The organism is Burkholderia stagnalis (assembly GCF_902830275.1).
Lineage (GTDB): Bacteria > Pseudomonadota > Gammaproteobacteria > Burkholderiales > Burkholderiaceae > Burkholderia > Burkholderia stagnalis.
In genome coordinates this window covers 443305-456955 of record NZ_CADESW010000001.1, presented here as the reverse complement: position 1 = coordinate 456955, position 13651 = coordinate 443305, and the positions used below count along the sequence as shown (strand labels likewise).

Sequence of the window (13651 nt, the reverse complement as noted above, 5' to 3'; positions counted from 1 at the left end):
GATTGTTTAAGGATTGAGGTTGTTTTTGTTTAAGTTGTATATACAATCAGGTTAATTATTTCGAGGGAAATAATGCTGATTTTGCGGAGTCCGGATTTGATTCGCGATTGATTTTCGACGTGCCGAATTTCAACCGTGAGAAGCGAGAAGCGAGAAGCGAGAAGCGAGAAGCGAGAAGCGAGAAGCGAGAAGCGAGAAGCGAGAAGCGGGGGGCGAGAGGCAGGGTGGCCGGTGCGACGGCTTTTCAGTGACGATCGCCGCGCCAGCGGCCCGGCGCGATGCCGAACCGCTTCGTGAACGCGTGTGTGAACGCGCTCTGGTCGGAGAAACCGACCTGCCCGGCGATATCCGCGAGCGCATGCCGGCCGTCGGCGAGCAGGATCACCGCCGCGTCGAGGCGTAGCCGCTGCAGGTAGCGGTGCGGGGTTTCGCCGAATGCGTCGACGAACAATTGGTGGAAGCGGCGCATGCCGTAGCCGCAATGCTCGGCGAGGTCGGCGATGCGCAGCGGCTCGGCGAGCCGCGCGCGCAGCCATTGGTCGATGCGCGCGAAATCGAGGCCCGCCGCGGGCGCCGCGAGGCGGCCGTCGCCGAGCAGGGCGCCGCACAGCCGCGCGGCGGCCTGCCACTGGAAGCGATGCGCGGCGGCGCGTTGCGCGTCGCCGGCCGGCGCGTCGAAGCGCGCGGCGGCCGCCGCGACCTGCGCGACGAGCGCGGCGAGGCGCGGATCGATCGACACGGCGCGCGCGCCGTCGAACAGCCGCTGCGGCACCGCGAGCGATGCGGCGGGCAGGTCGAGCACGAGCTGGCGGTTTTCGCCGAGGCCCGCGTAGTCGTGGCGCGAGCCGGCCGGAATCAGCCACGCGCCATGCCGGTCGATGCGCTGGCCGACGCCGTCCACCGCCATCACCATCGCGCCGTCGAGGCCGACCACGACCTGGTGAAAGTCGTGCACGTCCGACGCTTCCGACGCGTCGTAGCGGCGCAGCGCAATGGCGGGGGACGCGATGGTTTCCATCGGGCGGACGGCGTTCGGTTGCGTCAGACGTCGAGCAGCTCGACTTCGAACACGAGCGTCGCGTTCGGCGGAATCACGCCGCCTGCGCCGCGCGGGCCGTAGCCGAGTTGCGGCGGGATCGTCAGGCGGCGCACGCCGCCGACCTTCATGCCCTGCACGCCTTCGTCCCAGCCCTTGATGACCATGCCGCCGCCGAGCACGAACGCGAACGGGTCGTTGCGGTCCTTGCTCGAATCGAACTTCTGGCCGTCGGTGAGCCAGCCGGTGTAATGCACGCTGACCGTTTGACCGGCTTGCGCCTCGGCGCCCGTGCCTTCGGTGAGATCTTCGTACTTGAGGCCCGAATCGGTCGTGATGACTGCCATGACTACTCCTGAGTGGGGTTGGGTGAAACCGTCATTGTAGGCGAGCGCGCGCACCGCCGCCGCTGCAGGCGTGGTGCTCGACGGGCGCGTTTGAATCGGGTGCAGGCGGGCCGGCCCGCACGGCGCGCATGCGATGCCTGCGCGCGTATGAATCCGCTGCGCGGCGGCGGCGATGCCGGTCATGCGCCGGCTTGCGCGAGGCGCGCGCTGCCTGCATCCGGCGGGCGCCGACAGGCGCCGCGGCAGGGCCCGCCGGCCGGCCGCCGATGCCCGATCGCGTTCGAATTCCCGCCTGCGTTCGCGTCACTTGCACACCGGCTTTTCCGTCGTATTCCCTGCAAGGTGTTTGGAAGCGCGCATCTATCGCGCGGCTTGCATGTGCGCGTCGCCGCGGCCTATCTTTACATCTGTCAATGTCAAGATTATCGATGTCGCGAACCGGCGCAATGCCCGCCGCGACCGGAGACGAACAACATGAAATCAGCCGCTTCCGCCGCCGCGGCCGAGGTGATGCCGGTGCGTCGCGACCTGCGCTTCGACCTGCCGGTCGAGCGCGCGAAGAACTGGCACGGCAAGGGCCCGCACGTGACCCATTTCTTCAACGCGCTGTCGCTGCTGTTTCCGGCGGGCGAGCGTTTCTTCATGGATTCGGTGCGCAATTATCGCGACCGCGTCGACGATCCGCTGCTCAGGCAGCAGGTGCTCGGCTTTATCGGCCAGGAAGCGATGCATACGCGCGAGCACGTCGAATACAACGAGCTGCTGCAGGCGAACCGGCTGCCCGCGCGCAAGCTCGACAAGCGCGTCTGGTGGGTGCTCGACTACGTGAAGCGCACGCTGCCGCATTCGGTGCAGCTCGCGCATACGGTCGCCGCCGAGCACTACACCGCTATGCTCGCGGACTGGATCCTGCGCGATCCGTCGCGGCTCGCCGGCTCGGTCGACGGCTACCGGCAGATGTGGATCTGGCATGCGCTCGAGGAAACCGAGCACAAGTCGGTGTCGTTCGACGTGTGGAACGCGGCGATGAAGCCGGGCCTGCGGCGCTACCTGATCCGCGTGGGCGTCTACGCGGTGACGACGCTGACGTTCTGGCCGACGGTGTACCTGATGCACCGCGCGCTGCTGTCGCGCGACCCCGACGCGAAGCGGCAGCGCGTGCGCGGCACGCTGAGCATGATCGCGTTCCTGTACGGGCCGCGCCGGGGGCTGTTTCCGCGTATTGCGGGCGATTGGCTGAGCTTCTTCCGGCCCGGTTTCCATCCGTGGGACCATGACAACCGCCATCATCTCGCGCGGGTCGATGCGCTCGTCGCCGCGTATGGCGGGCACGACGCCGCGCCGCCCGGGCGCGGCCGCGCGAACGTGCCGGCGCCGCTGACGTCGGGCCGCTGACGTTGGGCCGTTGCTGGGCCCTTGACGTCGTCATATTGCAAACGGGCAGGGCGCCGTCGTGTTGCGCCCGCACGTCAGCCGGGTGCGTCAGACGATTGACCTCGATCAACCGGATCGGCGGGCGCGCCGCCGCGCCCATGCGGAACCGTTCCGACCCGAAATCGGGCTTCGCCGGCACGAGATGTGCGGCATGGGTGCGGCGCGGGCATCGTGCCGCCGCGCCAGCCCGTTTCGCGCCCACCCCGCCACCGGGATAACACCCATCTAGCCGCATCGCGCCGGCGCCGATATACCGCTCAAGGCAGGCTTCGCACCGACGCGATTATTGCGGCGGGTATTTTATTCAGACGGAAATCCGGCGAATATGTCGGTATCACCGTCTGGTCCGTCGCGTGCCGCGGCGGGAATCCGAAGCGCGATACCAACGCTAAGCGGGGAACAACGATGGCTTCAAAGTCACCCGAGCCAACCAGGGACGCGGCATCCACGGCATTCGGCGTGCCGCCGGTGTCCATCACGGCGCCCGAAGCGGGGCGCAAGCTGTTCGTGATCGCGCGCTCGCCCGAAGAGCCGCTGCTCGAGCAGTTGCGCTCGCTCGGCTGGGAAATCACGATCGCGAAGACCGCCGGCACCGCGCAGAACATGACGTCCGGCGTGGGCGTGGCCGCCGGCCTGATCGACTTTACCGGCTTCACGTCGCGCGATTTCCCCGCGTTGAAGGCGTGCCTGAGCCAGCCGGCGATCGGCTGGATCTCGATCGCGCGGGCCGGCGTGACGATCAGCCCGGTGGTGCGCGAACTGATTCGCAGCTACTGCTTCGACTACGTGACGCTGCCGCTTCCGTATGAATGGATTTCCCACGTGCTCGGCCACGCGCGCGGCATGGCGGCGCTCGACCGCGTCGACGGCGCGGCCTATGCGGCGTCGATCGGCGAGCACGGGATGATCGGCAACTGCGAGGCGATGCAGCAGCTGTTCAGCACGATCCGCAAGGTGGCCAAGACCGATGCGAGCGTGTTCATCTCCGGCGAATCCGGCACCGGCAAGGAACTCACCGCGCTCGCGATCCACGAGCGCTCCAGCCGCGCGAAGGGCCCGTTCGTCGCGATCAACTGCGGCGCGATTCCGCATCACCTGCTGCAATCCGAACTGTTCGGCTACGAGCGCGGCGCGTTCACCGGCGCGAGCCAGCGGCGCGCCGGGCGGATCGAGGCGGCCAACGGCGGCACGCTGTTCCTCGACGAGATCGGCGACATGCCGCTCGAAAGCCAGGCGAGCATGCTGCGCTTCCTGCAGGAAGGCAAGATCGAACGGCTCGGCGGCCAGGAATCGATCCCTGTCGACGTGCGGATCATCTCGGCGACGCACGTCGATCTCGACGGCGCGGTGGAGGGCGCGCGGTTCCGCGCGGATCTCTATCACCGGCTGTGCGTGCTGCGCATCCACGAGCCGCCGCTGCGCGCGCGCGGCAAGGACATCGACATCCTCGCGCACTACGTGCTGCAGAAATACAAGGCCGACAGCGGCCGCAAGATCAGCGGCTTCACGTCGGCCGCGCTCGACGCGATGCGCCGCTACGAGTGGCCGGGCAACGTGCGCGAGCTGATCAACCGCGTGCGGCGCGGCATCGTGATGGCCGAGAGCCGGCTGCTGACGCCGCACGATCTCGGGCTCGAGTCGCCCGGCGAGACCGAGCCCGTGACGCTCGAACAGGCGCGCGCGCTGGCCGAGCGCACCGCGATCGAGAACGCGCTGCTGCGCAACGATCACCGCATCAACAAGGCGGCCGCCGAACTCGGCATTTCGCGCGTGACGCTCTACCGGATGATGATCGAGCACGGGCTGAACGATCACGACAACGGCGACAACGGCGGGAAGGACGGCGGCACGTCGCCCGGGCCGCCGTCCGGCGACGCGGGCCATCGCCGCGTCGGCTGAACGGCGCCGGCCGCGGGCAGCGGCCCGCCGCGCGCGGCGTCGTCCGGCGCGTGCCGGCTTCAGCGATAGGTCCAGAGCCGGTGCAGCACGAACGTCACCGGCGGCACGAACAGCACCACCGCGACGATGCTCCAGCCGTGCGCGAGGCCGAGGGCGTCGGTGCCGCGCGCGAGCAGCATCGTCTCGACGAGGCCGGACAGCGCGACCGCGACGAAGCGCGCGAGGTTGCGCCACTGCACGTTCGACGAAAAACTCCACAGCGTATTGGCGAGATACGAGAACACCGTCGCGCAGACGAACGCAACGGCGTTCGCGGTCACGGCCGTCGCGTCGAGCAGCGCGAACATCGCCGATGCGATCAGCGCATGGATCGCGGTCGAGCAGATGCCCGACACGCCGAAGCGGAACAGCCGCGCGCGTTCGGCGGCATAGACGGCGCGGATCACGTCGGGTTCCATGGCATCGGCTCAGCGGGCGGCGACGCGATGGCGCGTCAGCGAGCGGCGGCGCGCGAGGTCGGCCCGCGCGGCGGCGGACGCCTGGCGCAGCGAATCGCGCGACACCGGCAGCGACGTCACCTTGCTGCGCGCCTGGTAGCGGCGGCGCACGAGATAGACGGGCCGTTCCTTCGATTCGTAGTAGATCCGCCCGATGTATTCGCCGACGACGCCGATGCCCACCAGCTCGATGCCGCTGATGAACAGCATCGCCGAGATCAGCGACGCATAGCCCGGCACCGGATTGCCGAACATCAGCGTGCGCGTGACGATGAACGAACCGTAGAGGAACGACAGCGCGGCGATGCCGAGCCCGATGTAGGTCCAGCTGCGCAGCGGCACCGTGCTGAAGCTCGTGATCCCCTCGAGCGCGAAGTTCCACAGCTTCCAGCCGGAGAACTTCGACTTGCCGGCGCTGCGCGCCTCGCGCTCGTAGTCGACGATCACCGTCCGGAAGCCGACCCATGCGAACAGGCCTTTCATGAAGCGGCGCCGCTCCGGCAGGCTGCGCAGCGCGTTGACCACCTGGCGGTCCATCAGCCGGAAATCGCCGACGTTCTCCGGCAGCTTCACTTCCGACAGCGCGTTGTGCACGCGGTAGTACAGCTTCGCGGCGGTGCGCTTCGCGAACGAATCGCACGCGCGGTTGGTGCGCCGCGCGGCGACGACTTCCGCGCCGCCGCGCCAGTGCTCGATCATCACCGGGATCAGCGACGGCGGGTCCTGCAGGTCCGCGTCGATCGGGATCACCGCGTCGCCCACCGCCTCGTCGATGCCCGCGGTGAGCGCGGCCTCCTTGCCGAAGTTGCGCGTGAGGTCGATCACGCGCACGCGCCGGTCCTTCGTGCCGATCGCGATCAGGCGGTCGAGCGTGTCGTCGCGGCTGCCGTCGTTGACGCAGACGATCTCGAAGCGGATCCCGTCGATCCCGCTCATCAGCGGCATCACGACATCGAAGAAGTGCTCGACGGCCTCGCCTTCGTTGTAGAACGGCACGACCAGCGAGATGAGCGGTGGATGGATGAGAGCCCGCATGACTTACCCCTGTGAACGCCGCTTCAGTGCCGGATGCCGAACGGCAACGGCTGGCGGTCGAATCGATGAAGCCGTGGCGGCGCGTGGCGCGGCCGCACGGCGTGCGTGAAATCGGTGTCGGTCGCGCTGTCGTGCGCGTCCGGCATGCAGGGCGCGTCGTGCCGCTCGTGCGCGATGCGCGTGACGAGCAGCAGCAGCGACACGGCTGCGACGAGCGGCATGAACTGCACGTGCAGATGCGCGACGGCGAGGCCCGCGAGCGGCGCGGCCCACAGCAGCGCGAGCCATTCGCGGTCGAAGCGCCGCCAGCCGAATGCGAACGCGTGACGCGCATACCAGGCGATCAGGATGCCGTACCACGCGAGATCGCCGTCGATCAGCGACGGCGCGGCAAGCAGGGTCGCGCAGGTCAGCGTCGCGGCGCGCAGCGCATACGTGCAGCTGCCGCGCCACGCGTAGCAGACGGCCGCGACCGCGCATGCGATCGCGAGCCCCTGCAGCGACAGCGCGACGATCGGCGGCCAGCCGGCCAGCGCCGCCAGGGCCTGCGCGGTGGGCGTGCGCACGAGCAGCGCCGGCAGCGCGCCGGCCGTGCGATGCGCAGCGTCGATCGCCTGCGCGAACGCGCTCCACGCATCCGCGCCGAACGCGAGCGTCGCGAGCGCGGCGAGGCCGGCGACGGTTGCGGCCCACGCGGCGAGCGCGCGCCATTGCGTGGCGCACAGCAGCGCGAGCGGAAACAGCACGGCCAGTTGCGGCTTCATGCTGAGCATCCCGAAGCAGACGCCGGCGGCGATCGGGCGCCGCTGCAGCAGCAACAGGCCGAAGCCGGCGAGCGACGCGGTGAGCAGGCCGTCCTGGCCGGTGACCGTCACGATGAACATGCCGGGGAACGCCCATGCGCACAGCGCGGCGGAGCGGCGCTGGACGATCAGGCGGATCGCGACGGCGAACAGCGCGCACGCGCCGCCGAGCCACACGATCGCCGCGACCGCGTACGGCAGCCAGCCGAGCGGCGTCGCCAGCAGCAGCGTGGCGGGCGGATAGCGCCACGGCAGGCCGGCCGGTGCGCCGTGCAGCGACGCAATCGCGTGCACCTCGACCGCGTGCAGCGCCGCCACGCGCCACGCGTCGAGCGCCTGCCCGTGCGCGGCGAGCCACGCGGCGCTCCAGGTCGGCGCGAAGTCGGCCACGGGCGCCGGCAGCGTGTCGCCATGCGGGCCGAACAGGCGCACGACGTAGATCGCGACGAACAGCAGGTAACAGTACAGCGCGACCTGCGCATAGGTGCGCACGCGGCGCAGCGACAGCCAGTGGGGCCGGCGGCGCGGGCCAGCCGCCGGCAGCTCGGGATGCGGGTCGAATGCGGGCAGCGCGTGGCGCTCGGGGTGGCGGATCTGCATCATGCCGTCCTCGGCGCGAACGACGCGCGGCGCACGACGACGAACAGCAGGCTCAGCAGCACGACCGGCCCGAACTGCGGCAGCAGCAGCAGGCGATTGACGAACTCGAACGCGGGCAGCAGCCACGCGAGCACGATCACGGGCTGGTCGCCGGGCAGCCAGCCTTCGTCGAGGCCGTATGCAACGAGGCAAAACACCGCGATGCCGAGCCACGGCAGTTCGTAGTGCCACAGATACGGCGTGGTCAGCAGCGTCGCCACCGCGAGCGCCGCGCCGCGCAGGCGCATGTCGTGCGTGCGGCGCCACACGGCCACCGCGGCGGTCGCCGCGATCAGCGCCACCGCGGCCTGCGCCGCGTACGCGACGGGCAGCGATGCGCCGGCGAGCCGCAGCGCCGCGAACGGCGAAGGCGACACCTGCCAGTACGACACGCCGTATTCGACGACCATCTCGCGCGCCAGCGACATCCCGTTCGCGAAGCCGCGCAGCGCGGTGCCGCCGCCGAGCGCGACGCTGGCGCCGGCAAACAGCACCGTGCCGGCCGCGGCGGCGCCGAACGCGCGCCAGTTGCGCGTCGCGATCAGCACGAGCGGAAACAGCAGGGCCAGCTGAGGCTTGATCGCCAGCAGGCTGACGAGCAGCCCCGCGACCACCGGCCGCCGCTCGAGATGGCGCAGCGCGAGCGCCGCGATGCCGGCGGTGAGCAGCCCGTTCTGGCCGCTGACGATCGCGATGAACACGCCGGGAAACGCCAGCACCACGAGCGTCACGGCATGGGGGCGCGCGAGGTGCGTGCGCAGCCCGGACAGGCCGGCGACGCCGCGCGCATAGCATAGAAAGCTGCCCGCGAAAAAGAGGAAGAATGCGGGCAGAAACGGCACGAAAGCGAACGGCACGACGAGCAGCAGCATCGTCGGCGGATACAGCCACGGCAGGAAGCCGTTGTGCAGGTAGGCGCCGAACCGCAGCAGCTCGGCCTGCGAAAACCGATGGAAATCGTAGATCGTCGCGACCTGCCCGTGCAGGATCAGGTCGGATGCGGTCCAGAACACCGCGAAATCGACGCCCGGGCGGATCGCCGTGTTGGTGGTGAAGCCATGCGTCGTCCACGCCCACGCGCCGAGCGTGAGCGCGATGAGCACCAGCATCGCGCAGCTGTACGGCACGATGCGATCGGCCGTCAGCCAGTGCGTAGTGCGCCGCGCGCGATAGCGCGCTCCCCGATTTGCTGCGTACATGATGCCCCGCCTGCAGGTGAGGGCTGCGTGGTTGCGGCAGCCCGTTTATCTGTCGTGGTATCGCCCGGACGTCGAAGCATGTTTGCTTTCTGTCTGCGTCCGGCCATTCCATTGTTAGAAAAAAACGCCCGTCGATGCAAATCGCCCCAGGTTTAACCGCCTGTTTAAAAAAGGAAAATCCGGCGAAATCGGTGCCGCGCACGGCCGTCGATGCCGCCATTCGGGCGATCGTGTTTCGGGGCTGAAACATTTCGCGTGTCCCGGTGATGCGAACCTGCACGCTGGCCGCCCGGCGCGCGCGGCGGCGCGGCTCCGGGAAAATCCCGAGAAAATTTTTTGAGCCTTGTGCGGCGGGGCTTTGCGCGCGGTGCGCGGCGGCGCGCGGCGGTATCGATGTATCAGAAGCGCAACTTCCGGCGGCCCGTGCCCCCCCCGGGCGCAGGTGCGCCGACCCGAACCCCTTGTGCAGACTGGATCGGGCACGGGCTGGCCCGCTCCTTGCGAAAGGTGACTCGCGGAAGTCGACGACACGACGTCCGGCCGATCCAGACATCGACTACACCAGGATCGAAGCCGGCGTTACCCACGGGGTTGGAGCCCGGAACCAGGCGGAACAGCGCCGCATCCGGTCTCACTGGGCAAGTCGCCGTCTGACCAGCGGGGCGCCGGCATCGTCCGGTTGCCAAAAGAATGCGAAAGACGGAAGTCGGGGGTAACAAAATGATCGACCAAAGCACGGCGCGGCCCGCGAGCCGCCAACGCAGCGCCACGGCACATGGCCGGACGTCTGCGCTCCATTCGTCCGGCCGACACGCGTCGACCGGCATCCAGTCCGCTTCGGGCGGCAGGCGCATCCGGCAGATCGCCAAGCATGCGCACCCGAGACGCATTTCCTCGTTCGTCGAATCGGCCCGCAAAGGCATGTGCGCACGCGCACCCGTGCCGCTGCGTCCGATCTTCACGTTCTGATTTTCTTGTAGTGCCAGCAGCAGAGCAGTTCCCCCCGAGTCAACGGTGACAAGGGGTTTTCTTTAGCTATCCGAAGGGAGATAACCATGTCCAAGCTCGTTCAACAAGTGAAGAAGTTCGTCCGTGACGAAGACGGCGTGACCGCCATCGAATACGGCCTCATCGCCGCGCTGATTGCCGTCGTCATCATCGGCGCGGTGCGGATCGTCGGCCAGGATCTCAATGGCGTCTTTACGACGATCGGCAACGAACTGTGAACCCGCCGACGGGCGAGTTCACAGGTTGATTCGCCCGTCACTTTCCTGAATCGATTGGTGACGTTTTCAGTACGCGATGAGGAGCATGTCATGAAGCAGACAGTCCTTGAGCAGCACACCGGCGGCCTGCGCGGCCTGCTGGCCCGTATCCGCCGCTCGAACTTCCTTCGGGACGACAGCGGCGTCACGGCGATCGAGTACGGCCTGATCGCCGCGTTGATCGCGGTGGTGATCATCGGCGCCGTGCAGATCGTCGGCCAGGACCTGAACGGCGTGTTCACGACTGTGGGGAACGAACTGTAGCGCACATGACATGGCGCGCGGTCTGGCGTCCGGGCTGGCCGGCCCGGACGTGTATCGGCAGACACGCCGCGCATGCGCCACGGTTCGATCGCTGAAGCAACGGAGATCGCCATGCAAACCGGAAAGAACGCGGTATCGAAATGGATCGAGGACGAACGCGGCGTCACGTCGATCGAATACGCACTGCTGGGTTCGCTGATTGCGATGGCCATCGTGTTCGCGGTGATGTCGCTCGGCACGTCGCTCGGCAACCTTTACCAGGACGTCGCGGCCCGCATCACGGCTGCGACCTGACATCACCCAAGCACGCACGAAGAGGCCCGTCATGTTGCCTGTCATGCCGTCCCACCCGATTCCGCTGTGCGTCACGGCACTCGTGATCGTCGCAGCCAGCACGGACCTCACGTGCCGCCGCATTCCGAACCGCCTGCTCGCGGTCGGTCTCGCCGGCGCACTGGTCGCGCAATGCGTGCTGCTGGGGCTGTGGGCCGGTGCGCTCGCGTGGCTGGCGGGCGCCGCGACCGGCTTCGCGCTGCTGATGCCGCTGTACCTGATGCGCGGGATGGCGGCCGGCGACGTGAAGCTGATGTTGACGATCGGCGCGTGGGTGGGCCCCGGGCTCGCCGCCTGGATCGTGCTCGCGACCTTCGTCGCGGGCGGGGCCGGCGCGCTGGCCGTGGTGCTGTGGCGTGGCCGCGCGCGACAGTTGTTCGTGAATGTCCGCTACCTGCTGGCGCGTGCCGCGCTCAGGCAGCAGGGCATGGCGGCCGAGATGCCGGCGCAGGTCGCGTCGGTGGGGGCGTTGCCGTACGGCGTCGCAATCGCCGCGGGCACGCTGGGGATGTTGTTCGCGGCCGCCGTGTAGGCGGGCCGCCTGCGCAATCGATGCTGACAACGGAGCGATCATGACCGCAGACCATAACGAGCCGAGACGCGACGCGCAGATCGCTCATCTGCCCGATCCGGCGCCGTCGCGCGAGTCTCACACGAAACTCCACGCACGGCTGCCGCGCGCGCCGCGCACGCTCGCGGACACCGGGCTTCACGAGACCTTCGTCGCGGGGCTGGTGCTCAAGTCGACGCTGATGCACGGCCGCTCGGAATATGCCGACCTGATCGAGCGGCACTGCCTGCCGATCTCGGTGCTCGACGACGTGCTCGCGTTTCTCGTGCGCGAACACCTCGTCGAGATCACGCATCGCGGCACCACGGATCTCGACGTGTCGTTCCGCCTGACCGACGCGGGCCGCGTGCTCGCGATCGAGGAGAAGGCGCGCAGCAACTACGCGGGCCCCGCGCCGGTCACGCTCGATGCGTACCTCGAGATGGTCGACGCGCATTCGATCCGCAAGCAGCGCATCGCGCCCGCCGACGTGATGGTCGCGTTCGAGGGGATCGTGTTCGACATGGCCGTCATCGAAGCCGCTGCCGCCGCGCTGAACGCGGGCCGGCCGCTGCTGATCCACGGGCCGGCGGGCAGCGGCAAGACGTTTTTCGCCGAGCGCCTCGGCACGATGATGCGCGGCGACGTGCCGGTGCCGTACGCGATCTACGCGGGCGACGAGATCATCCAGGTCTACGACCCGCTCGTTCACGTCGATGCCGCGCATCAGCCGGACGGGCAGTCGGTCGACCGCCGCTGGCGCCTGTGCGAACGCCCGATGGTGCTGTCGGGCGGCGAGCTGACGCTCGACGAGCTCGACCTGCGGCGCGTCGATTCGTCCGGCTGCTACCAGGCGCCGCCGCACATGAAGGCCAACATGGGCATGTACATCGTCGACGATCTCGGCCGCCAGCGCGTCGAGCCGCGCGACCTGCTCAACCGCTGGCTGCGGCCGCTCGATCGCGGCGTCGACCTGCTGACGCTCGATTCGGGCAACCGCTTCGTGGTGCCGTTCGACGTGTGGCCGGTGTTCTCGAGCAACATCGCGCCGTCGCAGTTCGGCGACGACGCGTTCCTGCGCCGCCTCGGCTCGAAGCTCTACGTCGGGCCGATGCCGATCGAGGACTACCACGCGGTGTTCGACGCGATGTGCCGGTCGCTCGGCCTCGTGCCGGCCAACGACGCGTTCGACTACCTCGCGCACCGGCTGCATCTGCCGACCGGCAAGGCCTTCCTTGCCTGCTTTCCGGGCGACCTGCTGCGCCTCGTCGCCGCATCGGCGCGCTATCGCGGCGATCCGATGGAAGTCACGCAGGAGGCGCTGCATGAGGCGTGGGCCGGCTACTTCGGTTCCGCACCCGAGCGGGACAGCACGCATCCGCCGGCGGGCGACCGCCTGGGCCGCACGCTGATCTCCGGTTGAGCGGTTTCATTCACGATCTGTCGAGGAGCATTGCCATGAAAAACAGTCGCGCAATCACGATGCTGATCATCGCCATGGTGGCGGGTCTCGCCGCCGTCGCGTTCGCATCGCGGTGGCTCGTGCAAACGTCCACCAGCGCCGTGACGCAGGTTGCCGTCGCGGCCACCGACCTCAGCCTGGGCGAACCGATCGGGCCGGCCCAGATCCGCACCGTCAGCTGGCCGACGGGCAGCGTGCCGCCCGGCGCGTTCACCGATACGAAGCCGCTCGAAGGGCGCGTCGTGCGCACGAGCCTCGCGCGCGGCGAGCCCGTGCTCGAAGCGAAGCTCGCGCCGCTCGGCACCAAGGGCGGGCTGTCCGCGGTGATCGGCGCGGGCAACCGCGCGATCACGGTGCGCGTGAACGACGTGGTCGGCGTAGCGGGCTTCGCGCTGCCGGGCAACTACGTCGACGTGATCGTCAACACGCAGGAGCCGGGCAAGACCGACAACCAGCAGAGCATCTCGAAGATCGTGCTCGAGCACATCCTGGTGCTGGCGGTCGCGCAGCAGGTCAGCCGCGACGATACGGCGCCGAAGGTCGTCAACGCGGTGACGCTCGAAGTGTCGCCCGAACAGGCGGAGAAGCTCGACGTCGCGCGCAGTGTCGGCACGCTGTCGCTGGTGCTGCGCAACCAGGTCGACAAGCAGACGCTGAACACCGACGGCGCGACCAAGCTCACGCTGCTCGGCAAGCCGGCGGCCCCGGTCGTCGCGTCGGCGCCGGTGGTGCGCACCCGCACGGTGCGCGTGCACGTGGCGTCGCATGCGGCCCCGGCCGCGCGGCGCGACTGCATCGGCGTGCTGGCCGGCGTCGCGGGCAGCGTCGAATGCTTCTGAATCCATCAACAACACGTGCAGCATCCAGGCCGCTCGCCGCAAGCGGCGG

At 68.8% G+C, this 13651-nt stretch carries 14 protein-coding genes; 8 read left to right on the top strand and 6 right to left on the bottom strand.

The genetic code is table 11. The annotated features are described in order from the left end of the window. Positions 1 to 244: 244 nt before the first annotated feature. Both HWY45_RS02030 and HWY45_RS02025 read right to left on the bottom strand, forming a co-directional pair. On the bottom strand, positions 245 to 1018 hold the full coding sequence (locus HWY45_RS02030) for a helix-turn-helix transcriptional regulator (protein WP_059808769.1): 774 nt from the start codon (positions 1016 to 1018) through the stop codon (positions 245 to 247). Positions 1019 to 1041: 23 nt separating this feature from the next. Then, positions 1042 to 1383 carry an FKBP-type peptidyl-prolyl cis-trans isomerase gene (locus HWY45_RS02025; protein ID WP_059808766.1) on the bottom strand — a complete coding sequence of 114 codons (342 nt, stop codon included), beginning with the start codon at positions 1381 to 1383 and terminating at the stop codon, positions 1042 to 1044. Positions 1384 to 1857: 474 nt separating this feature from the next. Between HWY45_RS02025 and HWY45_RS02020 the strand changes: the two genes are divergently transcribed. Further along, positions 1858 to 2778 (top strand): metal-dependent hydrolase, encoded by a 921-nt coding sequence (locus tag HWY45_RS02020; RefSeq protein ID WP_059884367.1) that lies wholly within the window; start codon positions 1858 to 1860, stop codon positions 2776 to 2778. A gap of 444 nt (positions 2779 to 3222) precedes the next feature. Further along, a complete protein-coding gene (locus tag HWY45_RS02015) occupies positions 3223 to 4716 on the top strand; it encodes a sigma-54 dependent transcriptional regulator (RefSeq protein WP_059808760.1) in 1494 nt (497 codons plus the stop codon). 59 nt (positions 4717 to 4775) lie between these two features. Here HWY45_RS02015 and HWY45_RS02010 read toward each other — a convergent pair whose 3' ends face one another. Genes HWY45_RS02010 through HWY45_RS01995 form a run of 4 tightly spaced genes read right to left on the bottom strand, consistent with a single transcriptional unit; the run spans position 4776 to position 8889 of the window. Continuing rightward, the gene (locus HWY45_RS02010) at positions 4776 to 5174 is read right to left on the bottom strand and encodes a GtrA family protein (protein WP_059884366.1); all 399 of its coding nucleotides are present in this window, start codon (positions 5172 to 5174) and stop codon (positions 4776 to 4778) included. Positions 5175 to 5183: 9 nt separating this feature from the next. Next, entirely contained in the window at positions 5184 to 6248 is a 1065-nt protein-coding gene (locus tag HWY45_RS02005; RefSeq protein WP_059566169.1) for a glycosyltransferase family 2 protein, read from the bottom strand. Between the two features lie 23 nt (positions 6249 to 6271). Further along, a complete protein-coding gene (locus tag HWY45_RS02000; RefSeq protein WP_081069878.1) occupies positions 6272 to 7654 on the bottom strand; it encodes a glycosyltransferase family 87 protein in 1383 nt (460 codons plus the stop codon). Next, positions 7651 to 8889, bottom strand: coding sequence for a glycosyltransferase family 87 protein (locus HWY45_RS01995; RefSeq protein ID WP_059884365.1), 1239 nt, complete (start codon positions 8887 to 8889; stop codon positions 7651 to 7653). The genes HWY45_RS02000 and HWY45_RS01995 overlap by 4 nt, the downstream gene beginning before the upstream one ends. 1055 nt (positions 8890 to 9944) lie before the next feature. Between HWY45_RS01995 and HWY45_RS01990 the strand changes: the two genes are divergently transcribed. The 6 genes from HWY45_RS01990 (at position 9945) to cpaB (ending at position 13602) form a co-directional block, all read left to right on the top strand. Further along, positions 9945 to 10115: a Flp family type IVb pilin gene (locus HWY45_RS01990; RefSeq protein WP_017330183.1), complete on the top strand. Its 171-nt coding sequence runs from the start codon at positions 9945 to 9947 to the stop codon at positions 10113 to 10115. 90 nt (positions 10116 to 10205) lie between these two features. Continuing rightward, positions 10206 to 10418 (top strand): Flp family type IVb pilin, encoded by a 213-nt coding sequence (locus HWY45_RS01985; protein WP_059884363.1) that lies wholly within the window; start codon positions 10206 to 10208, stop codon positions 10416 to 10418. A 111-nt stretch (positions 10419 to 10529) separates the two neighbouring features. Further along, positions 10530 to 10712, top strand: a complete 183-nt coding sequence (locus HWY45_RS01980; protein ID WP_059566038.1) for a Flp family type IVb pilin — start codon at positions 10530 to 10532, stop codon at positions 10710 to 10712. Between the two features lie 31 nt (positions 10713 to 10743). Beyond that, complete coding sequence (locus HWY45_RS01975; protein ID WP_059565914.1) at positions 10744 to 11283, top strand: A24 family peptidase; 540 nt, start codon at positions 10744 to 10746, stop codon at positions 11281 to 11283. Positions 11284 to 11323: 40 nt separating this feature from the next. Next, positions 11324 to 12724: a P-loop NTPase family protein gene (locus tag HWY45_RS01970; RefSeq protein WP_059808754.1), complete on the top strand. Its 1401-nt coding sequence runs from the start codon at positions 11324 to 11326 to the stop codon at positions 12722 to 12724. Positions 12725 to 12759: 35 nt separating this feature from the next. Further along, on the top strand, positions 12760 to 13602 hold the full coding sequence (cpaB, locus tag HWY45_RS01965; protein ID WP_059565916.1) for a Flp pilus assembly protein CpaB: 843 nt from the start codon (positions 12760 to 12762) through the stop codon (positions 13600 to 13602). Positions 13603 to 13651: the final 49 nt, after the last annotated feature.

Bases quoted from the DNA above. Each gene is read 5' to 3' on its own strand.
- HWY45_RS01980 (WP_059566038.1), top strand. From the start codon at position 10,530: ATGCAAACCGGAAAGAACGCGGTATCGAAATGGATCGAGGACGAACGC.
- HWY45_RS02005 (WP_059566169.1), bottom strand. From the start codon at position 6,248: ATGCGGGCTCTCATCCATCCACCGCTCATCTCGCTGGTCGTGCCGTTC.
- cpaB (WP_059565916.1), top strand. From the start codon at position 12,760: ATGAAAAACAGTCGCGCAATCACGATGCTGATCATCGCCATGGTGGCG.
- HWY45_RS01995 (WP_059884365.1), bottom strand. From the start codon at position 8,889: ATGTACGCAGCAAATCGGGGAGCGCGCTATCGCGCGCGGCGCACTACG.
- HWY45_RS02025 (WP_059808766.1), bottom strand. From the start codon at position 1,383: ATGGCAGTCATCACGACCGATTCGGGCCTCAAGTACGAAGATCTCACC.
- HWY45_RS02020 (WP_059884367.1), top strand. From the start codon at position 1,858: ATGAAATCAGCCGCTTCCGCCGCCGCGGCCGAGGTGATGCCGGTGCGT.
- HWY45_RS01970 (WP_059808754.1), top strand. From the start codon at position 11,324: ATGACCGCAGACCATAACGAGCCGAGACGCGACGCGCAGATCGCTCAT.
- HWY45_RS02015 (WP_059808760.1), top strand. From the start codon at position 3,223: ATGGCTTCAAAGTCACCCGAGCCAACCAGGGACGCGGCATCCACGGCA.
- HWY45_RS02000 (WP_081069878.1), bottom strand. From the start codon at position 7,654: ATGATGCAGATCCGCCACCCCGAGCGCCACGCGCTGCCCGCATTCGAC.
- HWY45_RS02010 (WP_059884366.1), bottom strand. From the start codon at position 5,174: ATGGAACCCGACGTGATCCGCGCCGTCTATGCCGCCGAACGCGCGCGG.
- HWY45_RS01975 (WP_059565914.1), top strand. From the start codon at position 10,744: ATGTTGCCTGTCATGCCGTCCCACCCGATTCCGCTGTGCGTCACGGCA.
- HWY45_RS02030 (WP_059808769.1), bottom strand. From the start codon at position 1,018: ATGGAAACCATCGCGTCCCCCGCCATTGCGCTGCGCCGCTACGACGCG.
- HWY45_RS01990 (WP_017330183.1), top strand. From the start codon at position 9,945: ATGTCCAAGCTCGTTCAACAAGTGAAGAAGTTCGTCCGTGACGAAGAC.
- HWY45_RS01985 (WP_059884363.1), top strand. From the start codon at position 10,206: ATGAAGCAGACAGTCCTTGAGCAGCACACCGGCGGCCTGCGCGGCCTG.